Origin of the sequence: Pseudomonas sp. 7-41, assembly GCF_021233075.1 — a bacterium.
GTDB classification, from domain to species: Bacteria; Pseudomonadota; Gammaproteobacteria; order Pseudomonadales; family Pseudomonadaceae; genus Aquipseudomonas; species Aquipseudomonas veronii.
The window spans coordinates 5,228,520-5,241,241 of record NZ_CP089551.1; the positions used below are offsets into that span (position 1 = coordinate 5,228,520).

Consider the following 12,722-nt stretch of genomic DNA (forward strand, 5'->3'; position numbering starts at 1 on the left):
TGTTCCCCTGATAAGAAGTGATCGGCACCATGGGTAGAGTTGTTGCGGCCGCTGTTTACAGTGCCGGAAAGAAAGTTACCGATATCACCCTCGACGAAGGCGCGGCCTGGGCCGCCAAACCCGGGCATTTTGTCTGGATCGGCCTGGAAGAGCCCGACGCCCGCGAGCTGGCCAACCTGCAACGCCAGTTCAACCTGCATGAACTGGCCATCGAAGACGCCCTGGAAAAACACAGCCGCCCCAAGCTGGAAACCTTCGGCGACGCGCTGTTTATCGTCACTTATTCTCCGGTGCGCGAGAACGGCAAGCTGGAATTTATCGAAACCCATATCTTTGCCGGCAACGGCTACATCATCACGGCGCGCAACGGGCACTCAGCGTCCTACGGTTTTGTGCGCCAGCGCTGTGAGGCACGGCCATTGTTGCTGGAGCATGGGGAAGATTTCGTACTCTATGCACTGCTGGATTTCGTCACCGAAAACTACCAGCCGGTCAGCGAGGCGATCCACGCCGAGATCGATGAGCTGGAACGCAACGTGCTGTGCAGCTCACTCAATGAGCACGATATCCAGAACCTCCACGGCCTGCGCCGTGACGTACTGCGCCTGCGCCGCTACGTGGCACCGATGGTGGAGATCAGCGAAGAGCTGCAGAAGCTGAGTTTTCCATTCATCGACAAGAACATGCGCCCGTATTTTCGTGATGTACAAATCCACGTCACACGGCAGATGGAAGACCTGGCCACCCTGCGCGACATCGCCAGCCAGACCATCGAGATCGGTGTGTTGCTGGAGGCATCGCGCCAGAGCGTGGTGCAGCGCAAGTTCGCCGCGTGGGCGGCGATCCTGGCGTTCCCCACGGCGGTGGCGGGGATTTACGGGATGAACTTCCAGAACATGCCCGAGCTGCAATGGCATTACGGTTATTTTGGCGTGCTGGGGTTCATCGCCGTAGGGTGCAGCGGCTTGTGGGTCAGCTTCAAGCGTTCGGGCTGGCTTTAACCTTGGCTTCAGGCTTGTGCGCGACGAAGCGCATCATCCACTCCGCCACGGTCACACCGTGGTGGTCGCGCTCGAGACTAGCCACGCCATTCTTGTAGACCTTCTCGCCCAAGGTTGTCTGAAGAATCTCCAACAGCTCGCGGGAATAGTCGTGGATGAACTCGGGGTGCCCCTGGAAGCACAGCACCTGATCGCCGATGTGGTACGCCGCAAACGGGCAAAACTCGCTGGAAGCGATGACCGTGGCATTGTCCGGCAAGGTGGTCACCTGGTCCTGGTGGCTGATCAACAACGTCAGCTCCGGTACCTCAGGGCTCATCCACGGCGCCTTGGCATCGATTTTGTAATCGTGGATGCCCATGCCCCAGCCCTGGCCGGCGCGCTCGGTCTTGCCGCCTAGCAGCAACGCCAACAATTGGTGACCGAAACAGATGCCCAACAACTTGTCGCCGCGCTCATAGCGGTCGAGCAGGTAGGTTTTGAGCGTCTGAATCCAAGGGTCGGTGCCAAACGAATCGGCCTTGCTGCCGGTTACCAGATACGCGTCAAACACTTCATCATCCGACGGGTATTCACCCTGCACCACGTTGTACACGACAAACTCGGCCGGGATCGGCTGCTTGGAGAACAGGCGCTTGAACATCTGCCCGTAACCTTGGTACTGATCGATCAAGCCTGGACGCAGGATATCGGTTTCCAGGATGCAGACGCGTAGCGACATAAAAAATACCTGACACGGCGATGGGAATATTGAACACCTCCAGAGCCTGCCTTGAAATGTACCTGCAAAGCAAGCCCCGCATTGATCACCGAAATACTTCACCCTGTGCGGCTTTCTGCAGCAACAACGCTGGCGGCGAGAAGCGCTCGCCATACTGCTCGGCCAGGTAGCGCGCCCGTGCAATAAAGTCGTTCAAGCCGTACTGGTTGATAAATTGCAAAGCGCCACCACTCCACGCCGCAAAGCCGATACCGAAGATCGAGCCGACGTTGGCGTCTGCGGTGGACATCAACACGCCCTCCTCCACGCAGCGCACGGTTTCGATGGCCTGGATAAACAACAAACGGTCGCGCACGTCCTGCGCTGAAATGCGTTGGTCGGGGCGTTCGAAGCGGCTTTTCAGTTCCGGCCACAAATACTTCTGCCCACCTGCGGGGTACTCATAGAAACCGCCCCCCGCCGCCTTGCCCATGCGCTGGTATTCGTTGACCAACAGATCAATCACCTGCGTCGCCGGATGGGTTGGCGCGGCTTTACCTTCGGCCTGCAGATCCTTGGCTGTCTGCTGTCGGATATGGCTCATCAGGCTAAGCGACACTTCGTCAGACACCGCCAGCGGCCCCACCGGCATACCGGCCTTGCGCGCTTCGGTCTCGATCATCGGCGCAGCCACGCCTTCGCCGAGCATGGCGATGCCTTCGTTGGTGAACGTGCCGAACACCCGCGAGGTGAAGAAGCCGCGACTGTCGTTGACCACAATCGGGGTTTTCTTGATTTGCAGGACGAAGTCGAAACCACGGGCCAGGGTTTCGTCCGAGGTCTGTGTACCCTTGATGATTTCCACCAGGGGCATCTTGTCCACCGGGCTGAAGAAATGCAGGCCGATGAACTTGGCCTGATCCGGTACGGCCGTGGCCAGGCCACTGATAGGCAAGGTGGACGTGTTGGAAGCGATCACCGCGTCCGGGCCGACCACGTTTTGCGCGGCCGCAGAGACTTTGGCCTTGAGCTCACGGTCTTCGAACACCGCTTCGATGATCAGGTCGCAGCCGGCCAGGTCGGCGTCAGACTGCGTAGGATGGATACGCGCCAGGGTGGCTTCGCGCTGCTCGGCGGTCAATTGCCCACGGCTGACCTTCTTGTCCAACAGTGTGGCCGAGTGCGCCTTGCCTTTCTCGGCGGCTGCGAGGTTGATGTCCTTGAGCACCACTTCAACGCCTGCACAGGCGCTGACATAAGCGATCCCCGCGCCCATCATCCCGGCACCGAGCACGCCGACCTTGCGCGTCAGGTAAGGCGCAAAACCCTCAGGGCGCGAACGCCCGGCGTTGATGTCATTGAGCTGGAACCAGAAGGTGCCGATCATGTTTTTCGCCACCTGCCCGGTGACCAATTCGGTGAAGTAGCGGGTTTCGATCAGGTGCGCGGTGTCGAAATCCACCTGGGCACCTTCCACCGCCGCGCAGAGAATTTTCTCCGGCGCCGGCAAGCAGCCATTGGTTTTGCTGCGCAGGATCGAGGGCGCGATGGCGAGCATCTGCGCGACTTTCGGGCTGGACGGCGTGCCTCCGGGGATCTGGTAAGCCTTGTTGTCCCACGGCTGCGCGGCGTCGGGGTGGGCGAGAATCCAGGCGCGAGCCTTGGCCAGCAGTTCGTCGCGATCCACTGCCAGCGCGTCGATCAGGCCCGCCTGCAGGGCCTGCCGTGGGCGGATCTTCTTACCTTCGAGCAAATACGGCAGGGCTTTTTCCAAGCCCAACAGGCGCACCATCCGCACCACACCACCGCCGCCCGGCAGCAGGCCCAGGGTGACTTCCGGCAGCCCCAGTTGTAGCGACTGGTCGTCCAGCGCGACCCGATAGTGACACGCCAGGCAAATCTCCCAGCCGCCGCCGAGGGCCGCGCCATTGATGGCGGCGACCACCGGTTTGCCAAGGTTTTCCAGGCTGCGCAGTTGCGCCTTCAGTACCCGCACACTGTCGGAAAATTCCTTGGCGTGGGCCTTGTCGACCTTGATCAGTTCATTGAGGTCGCCACCGGCAAAGAACGTCTTCTTCGCCGAGGTGATGACCACGCCGGCGATCCCGTCCTTTTCCGCTTGCAGCCGCGCCACGGTGGCCGCCATGGCCTCGCGGTACACAGCGTTCATGGTGTTGGCGCTCTGGCCGGGCATGTCGAGGGTCAGGACCACGATCTGGTCCTGGCCTTTTTCGTAACGAATGGCTTGGGTCATGACAATTCCTTGGGCTCAGAGGCGTTCGATAATGGTGGCGATGCCCATGCCACCGCCGACACACAGGGTGGCCAGGCCATAGCGTTGTTGGCGCACTTCCAGTTCGTCGAGCAAGGTGCCGAGGATCGCGCAACCGGTAGCGCCCAGCGGGTGGCCCATGGCGATCGAGCCGCCGTTGACGTTGACCCGGGCGGCGTCGATGCCCATGTCTTTGATGAACTTGAGTACCACCGAGGCGAACGCCTCGTTGACCTCGAACAGGTCGATGTCTTCGACGCGCAGCCCGGCCTTGGCCAACGCCTTGCGCGTGGCTGGCGCCGGACCGGTGAGCATGATGGTAGGGTCGGTGCTGGTGACCGCCGTGGCGACAATCCGCGCCCGCGCTTGCAGGCCCAGCTCGCGGCCCTTGGCCTCGGAGCCGATCAACATCAACGCGGCACCGTCGACGATACCGGAGCTGTTGCCGGGGGTGTGGACATGGTTGATCCGCTCGACATGGCTATAGACCCGCAGCGCGGTGGCGTCGAAGCCCATCTGCCCGATCATCTCGAAGCTGGGCTTGAGCTTGCCCAGGCCTTCGAGGGTGGAGTCGGCACGGATAAATTCATCGTGGTCCAACAGCACAAGGCCGTTCTGGTCCTGCACCGCGATCAGCGACTTATTGAAGGAACCGTCTGCGCGCGCCCGGGCCGCTTTCTGCTGGGAATGCAGGGCGAAGGCGTCGACGTCCTGACGACTGAAGCCTTCCAGGGTCGCGATCAAATCCGCGCCAATACCCTGGGGCGTGAAATGGCTGTGCAGATTGGTTTGCGGATCGAGCACCCAGGCGCCACCATCGCTGCCCATGGGCACGCGGGACATCGACTCGACGCCACCGACCACCACCAGGTCTTCGAAGCCGGAACGCACTTTCATCGCGCCCAGGTTCACGGCCTCGAGGCCCGAGGCGCAGAAGCGGTTGACCTGGACACCGGCGACGCTGACGTCCCAGTCCGCCACCAGCGCGGCGGTCTTGGCGATGTCCGCGCCCTGGTCGCCCACGGGGGTGACGCAGCCGAGGACGATGTCATCGACCTGGCGGGTATCGAGGTCGCTGCGCCGGGCCAGCGCCGTCAACAAACCCGCCACCAGGTTTACCGGCTTGACGCTGTACAAGGCACCGTCGGCCTTGCCTTTGCCCCGGGGCGTGCGTATCGCATCAAAGATCAAAGCTTGGGTCATGACATCCTCGAACCGCTGTGCATGTGTGCCCTTACCTTAGGCCCGATTGACACGGTTTCAATGACGGATGCGCTCATTGCGTTTGACCCCCTCGCTCGGACGAACGGTAGCAGATGAGTGCAACCGTTTGATTAATCGTTTTAGCGGTCTAGCCAAGGCATTGGCGCCAAGATGGCGATAGGCCTCATACCTTTTTCAGTAAAAAATATGACAAGTTGATATGAAATGGATCTAAGCCACGCAGAACGAGGGCTCTAAGGTTCACTCAGTAGGAAGTTGCTGCCGGGTTTTGCTGGAGCAGCTGTAAGAAAAGCGACACGTCACGTTGCGATACTGAAATAAACCGGCACGCATTTGACGCTCAGGAATAACAACAAAAGGCAGTCAGCCATGTTCAAGCATTCGAAAATACGTCAGGCGGGACTTATTCTGTTCGCCACCACACTGATTCTGATCTTGCCCAACCTGACCAAGGTGCTTGGGTGACGAATCACACGCGCCATTCTGTACATCAGGCTTGCAGTTTTTGGCAGCTCCTGCGAGGACATTGCGTATAGCGGTCCTGTTGCAGGGGCTGCCGTTTTGCCTGGGAATTTTCCGGTATCTTAGGCGCCACTTCTTCTCGCACCGGGCCTCTCTCTTGAAATCGATCCTCGCCCTCTTCGCCTTGTTCCTCGCCCTGCCCGTTGCCGCCGCGCAGTTGACCATCGAGCTGGACCACACCAGCAAGACCTGGCAGACCGAAGACCTGCTCAAGCACCCCGATGCACAGACGGTGCCTATCGTTGATGACGTTTCCTACAAGCGAAGCATGACGTATCGCGCAGTCCCACTGGCGGTACTCCTACCGGGTCTGCAGACGGAAAACCATCTGCAGGCCATCGCGCTCGACGGGTTCGCCGCCGAACTGAGCGCCGCGCCTTTGCTGGAAACACACGGCGCCCGCGCCTGGCTGGCGGTGGAAGATCCCACCGATCCGTGGCCCGCGCTGGCCGCCGACAAGCCGAGTGCCGGGCCGTTCTACCTGGTGTGGACGAACCCTCAGGCCGGGCACATCAGCCCCGAGCAATGGCCGTTCCAGATCTCCGGGATCAAGCAGTTGAAGACGGTTGCCGAGCGTTTTCCGGCGTTGTTGCCCGATCCGAAGCTGGGTGCGAATGATCCGGTCAACCAAGGTTTTGCGCTGTTCCAGAAAAACTGCCTGGCCTGTCACCGCCTCAATGGGGCTGGCGATGCACAGGTAGGGCCGGACCTGAACCTTCCCTACAACCCCACCGAATATTTCAGCGGCGATTTCCTCAAGCGCTATATCCGCGACCCACAAAGCCTGCGGCGCTGGCCCCAGGCGAAAATGCCGGCCTTCGCCGTCGGCGTGTTGCCCGACAGCGAGCTGGCGTTGCTGGTGGAGTATTTGAAGCATATGGCCGGGCGCAAGCAGCAGCCCTGAGCTATTGCTGCTGCACCGAAACCAGCGGCGTCGGCGCCACCGACACCTTGGCATGCATCTGCTCATGCCCGCCGCCGCGCCGCATGCCGCGTACCGGGCAGGCGTCCAGATAATCCAGGCCCACGGCCAGTTTCAGGTGCCGCTCCGGCCGCGCCAGTTGGTTGGTCACGTCAAAGCTGTACCAGGCGTCGTCCAGCCAGGCTTCGGCCCAGGCGTGACTGGCCAGGTGCGTGCTGTCCTCGGTGTACAAATACCCCGACACATACCGCGCTGGAATCCCCAGGCTGCGCGCGCAGGCCAGGAACGCATGGGTGTGGTCCTGGCACACCCCCGCACGCCCCGCGAAGGCCTGCGCGGCGCTGGTGTCGACCTCCGTGGCGCCGGGCGTGTAGACCATCGAGTGGTTGAGCGCGTGCATCAGGTCGATCAAGGCGCTGCGGTCGCGGCGCTGATGGCAATGCTGCTCGGCAAAGCGGCGCAGGGCTTCGTCGGGCTCGGTCAGCCGCGTACTGCGCAGGAATGGGTAGGCCGACTGGCTCTCGTGCTCAGCCTCGCGCAACTCGTCGATATCGACCTGGCCACGGGCGCCGATGATGATGGCGTCGTGAGGCTCGTCCAGGGTCAGCACATGCAGGATATTGCCGAACGGGTCGACCTGGGCGCGCACCGGACGCGGTAGATCCAGTTGCCAACTGAGTACGTGCTGGCGTTCGCTGTCGTGGGGCGTAAGGCGCAGGTACTGGATGCTGGCGCGCACCTGATCGTCGTAGTGGTAGGTGGTTTCGTGGCTGATGGAGAGTCTCATGCCGCCTCCAGGTAGGAACTGTAGATGGCGTCGCCCAACTGGCGGACCAAGGGAATAAAGTCGGTCAGCCAGGCATGCAGGCCTTCCTCGAGGATTTCGTCGATGGCGGTAAAGCGCAGGCGCGCATCCATTTCGGCGGCCAGGCGCTGGGCCGGGCGGCCGTTGAGGCCGGGCAGGCTGGCGAGGATCTGGTCGATCTCTTCGCTGCAGGCCCGCAGTGAGCGCGGCACATCGGCGCGCAACAGCAACAGCTCCGCCACTTGCCGAGCGCCGGGGGCGTCGCGGTAGATCTCGGTGTAGGCCTCGAACGACGACAACGCACGCAACAAGGCACTCCACTGGTAGTACGCGTGGGCCGTGCCATCGCTGACCGCTTCGGCCTGGTCGCCAGCCATTTCATAGCGTGCGTCCAGCAGGCGCAGGGTGTTGTCGGCGCGCTCGATGAAAGTGCCCAGACGGATAAAGCGGAAAGCATCGTTGCGCATGATGGTGCCGTAGGTGGCGCCGCGAAACAGGTGCGAACGCTCCTTGACCCACTCACAGAACCGGCTCATGCCGTAGCGGCTCAAGCCTTGCTGGGCGATGTCGCGGATATCCAGCCAGGTGGCATTGATGTTTTCCCACATGTCGGCCGTGATTCGCCCACGCACCGCATGGGCGCTGGCCCGCGCAGCACCGAGGCAGCTGTAGATGCTGGCCGGGTTGGCCGCGTCCAGGGCGAAAAAGTGCAGCAGGCGTTCGGCGTGCAGCTCACCGTGTCGCGCGTGGTAGTCGTCCAGCGTGCCGGTGATCAGCAACGGCATGGCCAGTTCATGCAGGCCGTCGCCGCGCCCGTCCTGGGGCATCAGCGACAGCGAATAGCTGACGTCGAGCATGCGTGCGAGGTTTTCCGCGCGTTCGAGGTAGCGCGACATCCAGTACAGATCCGAGGCAGTTCTACTCAACATGGCATCAGTCCTCAACCACCCAAGTGTCTTTGGTGCCGCCGCCCTGGGACGAGTTGACCACCAGTGAACCTTCGCGCAGGGCCACGCGGGTCAGGCCGCCGGGCACCACGCGGGTTTCCTTGCCGGACAACACGAACGGGCGCAGGTCGATATGGCGCGGGGCGATACCGTTTTCGACGAAGGTCGGGCAGGTGGATAAACACAGGGTCGGCTGTGCGATATAGGCGTGGGGCTTGGCCTTGATACGCGCGCGGAAGGCTTCGATTTCCGCCGCCGTGGAAGCCGGACCGACGAGCATGCCGTAGCCGCCGGAGCCTTGGGTTTCTTTGACCACCAGGTGCGGCAGGTTAGCCAGTACGTGGGACAGTTCGTCGGGCTTACGGCATTGGAAGGTCGGAACGTTCTTCAAGATCGGTTCTTCATCCAGGTAAAAACGGATCATCTCGGTGACAAAGGGGTACACCGACTTGTCATCCGCCACCCCGGTGCCGATCGCGTTGGCCAACACCACATTGCCCGAACGATAGGCGGCAAGCAGGCCGGGGACGCCGAGCATGGAGTCCGGATTGAAGGCCAGCGGGTCGAGAAACGCATCGTCGAGGCGGCGATAGATCACGTCCACGGCCTTGGGGCCGTCGGTGGTACGCATGAAAACGCGATCATCGCGCACGAACAGGTCGGCGCCCTCCACCAGTTCCACGCCCATTTCCCGGGCGAGGAAAGCATGCTCAAAGAACGCACTGTTGAAACGCCCGGGGGTCAACACCACCACGCTGGGGTTATCCAGGGGGCTGGCGCTTTTCAGGGTGTCGAGCAGCAAGTTGGGGTAGTGGTCGATCGGCGCGATACGCTGGGCCGCGAACAGTTCGGGGAACAGGCGCATCATCATCTTGCGGTCTTCGAGCATGTAGCTGACGCCGCTGGGCGTGCGTAGGTTGTCCTCCAGCACGTAGTAAGTGCCGTCACCATCACGCACGAGATCGACACCGGAGATGTGGGAATACAGATCGCGGTGCAGATTCAAGCCCTGCATAGCCAACTGATACTGCTCGTTGGCCAGCACCTGTTCGGCGGGAATGATCCCGGCCTTGATGATGCGTTGTTCATGGTAGAGGTCGGCGAGAAACATGTTCAGCGCCTTGACCCGCTGAATGCAGCCACGTTCGACAATCCGCCATTCACTGGCGGGAATGCTGCGCGGGATGGTGTCGAAGGGTATCAGGCGCTCGGTGCCCTGCTCATCCCCGTAGAGGGTGAAAGTGATCCCGGCGCGGTGAAACAGCAAATCGGCTTCACGCCGGCGCTGGGCCAGCAGTTCAGCGGGGGTTTCGGCCAACCAGCGGGCGAACTCGCGGTAATGAGGGCGAACCTGCCCTGCCCCATCGTACATTTCGTCGTAATAAGTGCGGATCATGCCGTACTCCTTGTCACCCGGACGCAAGAATCATCGCAAGGCCCGTGCCAGCGGCATAAACACTTAAAAATCAGTGAGTTAAATAATAGCGGGGAGTTAAGCGCACCATCCTGGTGCGCGGAATGCCCGGTGTCTTGTCGCGCGCTTCATCACAATGCGGGCTTTGACTATCAACAGCATAGCCAGTGTTGATTTCACTGCCCGCCCCCCGGTGCGGATAATCACCGTCATCTGCTGAACAGGACTCGTCCTACAGCCTTACCCATCGCGCAATCGGTACCGTGTGATCTCGTGTATCGACCGACTCCTCCGGTCTTCCCTTTCGACCACCCCACTCGGGTGGTTTTTTTTGCCTGGAAATACCGCGCGAGTTGCGTCTGATTTCAGACGCCACAAACAAAATCGGCCGACCCAAAGGTCAGCCGATACGCTGTGTTTCTCATACTGCTACATGGGTAACCCACGCACCTCCTGCTTGACGCCCCATCCTTCGATGATCCCGCCCAGCGGCTCGACCACCGCTTCAAAGTCTTGCTCGAAGTCTCCTATGCCGTCGTAGGTTGCAAACATGATCTTGCTCAGTTCCAGGTACCAGGCGCCATCGTCGCGCGCGCTGACCTGGGCATTCAGGGATTCGCCACGAAACCGACCCGCAGCCCTGCGCGCCCGTTCCTCGTCCGGGAAAATGGCGTAGAACTCGATGGGGTGGAACCGTGAAAAATCGAAGCCGCCTTCTTTCATGCGGCGCAGAACGTTGGTGCTGATGTCTTCTTGATAGGCTGTGCTCATGAAACGTCCTCCTCAAACCGATGGATAGACTTTCCGTGCTTCCCGAAGCCCACGCCTTACTGGCGCGGGTACTACGGCAATGACATCACCGCTGGAAAACAAGCATGTAGCTGACAAGACCAGACCTTAGCGATTCATTCGCTGATCTCACTTGCAGAGTAGCGCGAAGCTATCACCTCCACCAGAGGCGCTTGAATGGCAGACAGGGAATGTTCAGACGACGGGAGAGATGTCGAGGATCTGGATACTGTTCTGGTCTTTGAGGATCTTGACCGTCGGTTCGGGTTTACGGCCTTCCAGGTCATTGAGGTCGAGTTCGGCGGCCACCGGCACCAGCTTGTCGCGAATCAAGTGTGCCGCATCTTCGAGGCTGGGCTTGTGCTCGCAGGTGAACTGCTCCACGGACTGCACGCCGTGATCATCAACGAAGGTAATCTGCCACTTTTGCATCGGTGCCTCCTCGATAAAGCCCGCGTGTGGGCTTACCTCTATCTGGACCTTGAGGGCTCGCTAAACGTTCCACTCAAGGTCGCAGGCACCGGGTCTGCCGCGCTTACTTCTCGGCGCGTTCCCTGAGGGCTTTCAAGGTGTTGAACGGGGCGTCCACCACGAACTTGTTGGCCAACCACGAAGGCACGCTGCCGCCTGGCTCGGTGTGTACCTGGTAGGTCACTTCGGTTTCGTTGGCGCCTTTAGGCACCAGTTTCCAGTAGCCATCGACCTGGGCCACGCGCACATAGCCCTTCACTTCCGGCTGATAGGTCGGCACTTCCAGCAGCGTGCGGGTCACGCTGCCGTCGGCGGCCTTGGACGTGGTGATTTCCAGGATCGAATCGCGGTCGGTCACTGGGAACGGGGCCTTGAATTGGGTGTAGGTCCAGCTCTTGACGCCCTCCTGCTTGAGCAGTTTTTGCGACTTGCAGTCATGAATCCAGGCGCAGGCACCGACCGCATCTTCCTGCAAGGCCTCGATCTTGGCCACGGGGGCCTTGATCACTGTCACACCGCGATACGCCTTGTACTTGGAACCGGCGACTTCGCTCAGCGACACCTTGATCCCGTCTTCATCCTTGGCGACTTGCCAATCCTCAGCCTGAGCAGTGGCAGCAAACAACACCGTAAAACCGCACAACACAGCCATTCGTTTCAGCGAACCCATTGTTGTATTCCTTATTGTTGAAGTTCCGATAGTAAAGCCATCAAGCCGCCGTCATCTGCTCCCACCAGCCGATCAACCTGATCGCATCGGCCTGGTCGGTGCCGCAGACCTCGATATCCGCCTTGAAATCACTGCACACCGCCGGCCGTTCCGGTTGTCCGAACAGCAGGCATAACTGTTCGACCGACAGGTGCAGGCAGCGTTCGCCCGCGGGTTTGCCGTGGGGCATTCCCGGCAGCGGTGAACTGATGGAGGGGGCGATGCAGCAAGCGCCACAGCCTTCACGGCATTTCATGAGCAACAGGTCCTCGACGGCTCAATAGGGACGGCCGGGCTAGAGTACGCCCTTAAACAGCCGTTTTAAAATGGTCTAACAGGGGTTTTTCGCAGAAAATAAAAGTGACTGACCAGTCTGCGACAGATGGTCGGGTGTCGACGTCACCTTCGTCGGAAAAGTTTATTGTTTGAATTCGAAATCCAGCGCCGCGCCTTCCACCTCACGCCGTTCTTCGTTGCGCAGTTGCAGCTTCATCTCATTGCTGAGCAGGCGACCGTTGATCTGGAACGCACTGTTGTCAGCCGGCTTTTCACCAAACATCGGCGGCAACAACGGTACGTTTTTTGGCGCGGGCATGCTGCCGATGGGCTGCAGGTGCCTGACCATGTCGGAAGGCAGGGACAAATCCAACTGTGCCGGTGGCAAGTGGGTCTGGGCCACTTCGCGGGCGGACTTGGACTTGCTCGCAATCGGCGCGCGTTTTTTTGCCGACGCGTTTTTTTTGTTGGTCGCCGGGGCTTTTTTCGCCGGGGTCGGTTTTTTTGCGGGGGTTGTGTGCTCGGTACTCGCGGTCGGTGCGGGGTCCGCCACAGGCGTCGCCGCCAGCGTGACGCCGACGTGACTCAGGCTGAACAGGCTAATCACTAAAACAGCGCGAAAAATAGAAGTCATATTGCCAACAGCTTTAACGGCAGAAGGCCATATGCT

13 protein-coding genes are annotated in these 12,722 nt (G+C 60.7%); 2 read left to right on the forward strand and 11 right to left on the reverse strand.

Annotation, left to right across the window (positions count from 1 at the left end):
* The first annotated feature begins 29 nt into the window (after window positions 1-29).
* Window positions 30-1,001 carry a magnesium and cobalt transport protein CorA gene (locus tag LQ249_RS23630; protein WP_057003909.1) on the forward strand — a complete coding sequence of 324 codons (972 nt, stop codon included), beginning with the start codon at window positions 30-32 and terminating at the stop codon, window positions 999-1,001.
* Here the strand turns inward: LQ249_RS23630 and LQ249_RS23635 are convergent.
* The 3 genes from LQ249_RS23635 to LQ249_RS23645 all read right to left on the reverse strand — a co-directional run bounded on the left by LQ249_RS23635 (window position 979) and on the right by LQ249_RS23645 (window position 5,176).
* A complete protein-coding gene (locus tag LQ249_RS23635; RefSeq protein WP_017848503.1) occupies window positions 979-1,722 on the reverse strand; it encodes an amidotransferase in 744 nt (247 codons plus the stop codon). The genes LQ249_RS23630 and LQ249_RS23635 overlap by 23 nt on opposite strands.
* An 85-nt stretch (window positions 1,723-1,807) precedes the next feature.
* Window positions 1,808-3,955 (reverse strand): 3-hydroxyacyl-CoA dehydrogenase NAD-binding domain-containing protein, encoded by a 2,148-nt coding sequence (locus LQ249_RS23640; protein ID WP_232565939.1) that lies wholly within the window; start codon window positions 3,953-3,955, stop codon window positions 1,808-1,810.
* A 15-nt stretch (window positions 3,956-3,970) separates the two neighbouring features.
* Complete coding sequence (locus LQ249_RS23645; protein WP_046382396.1) at window positions 3,971-5,176, reverse strand: acetyl-CoA C-acetyltransferase; 1,206 nt, start codon at window positions 5,174-5,176, stop codon at window positions 3,971-3,973.
* Window positions 5,177-5,816: 640 nt separating this feature from the next.
* Between LQ249_RS23645 and LQ249_RS23650 the strand changes: the two genes are divergently transcribed.
* Window positions 5,817-6,623 (forward strand): c-type cytochrome, encoded by an 807-nt coding sequence (locus LQ249_RS23650; RefSeq protein ID WP_057003793.1) that lies wholly within the window; start codon window positions 5,817-5,819, stop codon window positions 6,621-6,623.
* A gap of 1 nt (window position 6,624) precedes the next feature.
* Here the strand turns inward: LQ249_RS23650 and LQ249_RS23655 are convergent, their stop codons facing one another.
* The 8 genes from LQ249_RS23655 to LQ249_RS23690 all read right to left on the reverse strand — a co-directional run bounded on the left by LQ249_RS23655 (window position 6,625) and on the right by LQ249_RS23690 (window position 12,686).
* Complete coding sequence (locus tag LQ249_RS23655; RefSeq protein ID WP_017848508.1) at window positions 6,625-7,428, reverse strand: transglutaminase family protein; 804 nt, start codon at window positions 7,426-7,428, stop codon at window positions 6,625-6,627.
* Complete coding sequence (locus LQ249_RS23660; protein ID WP_026140215.1) at window positions 7,425-8,375, reverse strand: alpha-E domain-containing protein; 951 nt, start codon at window positions 8,373-8,375, stop codon at window positions 7,425-7,427. The genes LQ249_RS23655 and LQ249_RS23660 overlap by 4 nt, the downstream gene beginning before the upstream one ends.
* A gap of 4 nt (window positions 8,376-8,379) precedes the next feature.
* Complete coding sequence (locus LQ249_RS23665) at window positions 8,380-9,789, reverse strand: circularly permuted type 2 ATP-grasp protein (RefSeq protein ID WP_046382394.1); 1,410 nt, start codon at window positions 9,787-9,789, stop codon at window positions 8,380-8,382.
* A 447-nt stretch (window positions 9,790-10,236) separates the two neighbouring features.
* The gene (locus tag LQ249_RS23670) at window positions 10,237-10,578 is read right to left on the reverse strand and encodes a ribonuclease E inhibitor RraB (RefSeq protein WP_003193463.1); all 342 of its coding nucleotides are present in this window, start codon (window positions 10,576-10,578) and stop codon (window positions 10,237-10,239) included.
* A gap of 213 nt (window positions 10,579-10,791) precedes the next feature.
* The gene (locus LQ249_RS23675) at window positions 10,792-11,028 is read right to left on the reverse strand and encodes a hypothetical protein (protein ID WP_079444524.1); all 237 of its coding nucleotides are present in this window, start codon (window positions 11,026-11,028) and stop codon (window positions 10,792-10,794) included.
* 103 nt (window positions 11,029-11,131) lie between these two features.
* Window positions 11,132-11,737 carry an START domain-containing protein gene (locus LQ249_RS23680; RefSeq protein ID WP_046382392.1) on the reverse strand — a complete coding sequence of 202 codons (606 nt, stop codon included), beginning with the start codon at window positions 11,735-11,737 and terminating at the stop codon, window positions 11,132-11,134.
* A 40-nt stretch (window positions 11,738-11,777) separates the two neighbouring features.
* Entirely contained in the window at window positions 11,778-12,032 is a 255-nt protein-coding gene (locus LQ249_RS23685) for a YkgJ family cysteine cluster protein (RefSeq protein WP_017848513.1), read from the reverse strand.
* Between the two features lie 162 nt (window positions 12,033-12,194).
* A complete protein-coding gene (locus tag LQ249_RS23690; protein WP_057003790.1) occupies window positions 12,195-12,686 on the reverse strand; it encodes a hypothetical protein in 492 nt (163 codons plus the stop codon).
* Window positions 12,687-12,722 lie beyond the last annotated feature (36 nt).

What these genes read in the sequence shown, in the direction of transcription:
- LQ249_RS23660 (WP_026140215.1), bottom strand. Translation starts at nt 8,375, where the DNA reads ATGTTGAGTAGAACTGCCTCGGATCTGTACTGGATGTCGCGCTACCTC.
- LQ249_RS23685 (WP_017848513.1), bottom strand. Translation starts at nt 12,032, where the DNA reads ATGAAATGCCGTGAAGGCTGTGGCGCTTGCTGCATCGCCCCCTCCATC.
- LQ249_RS23665 (WP_046382394.1), bottom strand. Translation starts at nt 9,789, where the DNA reads ATGATCCGCACTTATTACGACGAAATGTACGATGGGGCAGGGCAGGTT.
- LQ249_RS23670 (WP_003193463.1), bottom strand. Translation starts at nt 10,578, where the DNA reads ATGAGCACAGCCTATCAAGAAGACATCAGCACCAACGTTCTGCGCCGC.
- LQ249_RS23635 (WP_017848503.1), bottom strand. Translation starts at nt 1,722, where the DNA reads ATGTCGCTACGCGTCTGCATCCTGGAAACCGATATCCTGCGTCCAGGC.
- LQ249_RS23680 (WP_046382392.1), bottom strand. Translation starts at nt 11,737, where the DNA reads ATGGGTTCGCTGAAACGAATGGCTGTGTTGTGCGGTTTTACGGTGTTG.
- LQ249_RS23640 (WP_232565939.1), bottom strand. Translation starts at nt 3,955, where the DNA reads ATGACCCAAGCCATTCGTTACGAAAAAGGCCAGGACCAGATCGTGGTC.
- LQ249_RS23655 (WP_017848508.1), bottom strand. Translation starts at nt 7,428, where the DNA reads ATGAGACTCTCCATCAGCCACGAAACCACCTACCACTACGACGATCAG.
- LQ249_RS23645 (WP_046382396.1), bottom strand. Translation starts at nt 5,176, where the DNA reads ATGACCCAAGCTTTGATCTTTGATGCGATACGCACGCCCCGGGGCAAA.
- LQ249_RS23690 (WP_057003790.1), bottom strand. Translation starts at nt 12,686, where the DNA reads ATGACTTCTATTTTTCGCGCTGTTTTAGTGATTAGCCTGTTCAGCCTG.
- LQ249_RS23675 (WP_079444524.1), bottom strand. Translation starts at nt 11,028, where the DNA reads ATGCAAAAGTGGCAGATTACCTTCGTTGATGATCACGGCGTGCAGTCC.
- LQ249_RS23630 (WP_057003909.1), top strand. Translation starts at nt 30, where the DNA reads ATGGGTAGAGTTGTTGCGGCCGCTGTTTACAGTGCCGGAAAGAAAGTT.